The organism is Mesorhizobium sp. M7A.F.Ca.ET.027.03.2.1 (assembly GCF_003999175.1).
In the GTDB taxonomy this organism is placed as follows: Bacteria; Pseudomonadota; Alphaproteobacteria; order Rhizobiales; family Rhizobiaceae; genus Mesorhizobium.
The window spans coordinates 1-381 of the sequence record NZ_RZOM01001986.1; the positions used below are offsets into that span (position 1 = coordinate 1).

The 381-nt window shown below is 65.1% G+C and carries 1 pseudogene; it reads right to left on the minus strand.

Annotated elements, in window-relative coordinates:
* Positions 1 to 381, minus strand: a pseudogene (locus EN750_RS39090) (hypothetical protein); the annotation flags it as partial.

A 381-nucleotide genomic window follows, 5' to 3' on the forward strand; every position in this document is an offset into this window, starting at 1 on the left:
GTTGCCGTTATAGGGCGCATCGCCGACATTGGTGACGGTGATGGTGAAATCGCAGCCGCCGGCCATCGTGCAGCGCGGCACGTCGGCATGCTTCTCGACCTTGAGGTCGGGCTGTTTTTCGGGCGGGCACTTCAAGTCGCGCGGGATGACGATGTCGATCACCTGCGTGCAGCAGAGCCCCCAGCCCTCCTTCGGCCCGGCATAGGTCTCGATGCCAGTGACGATGAGGTGGATGGCCTCGCCGGGCGAGGCGCCGATGATCTTCCAGTTCAGCACGCCGCCGCCGACCGGCACCTTCTGCGTGTCGGGAACGATGCTGATGCCTGGTGTCGTCGTCGACACCTGCACCCATTTGCCGGCCATCTCGGGTCCGACCGGCAT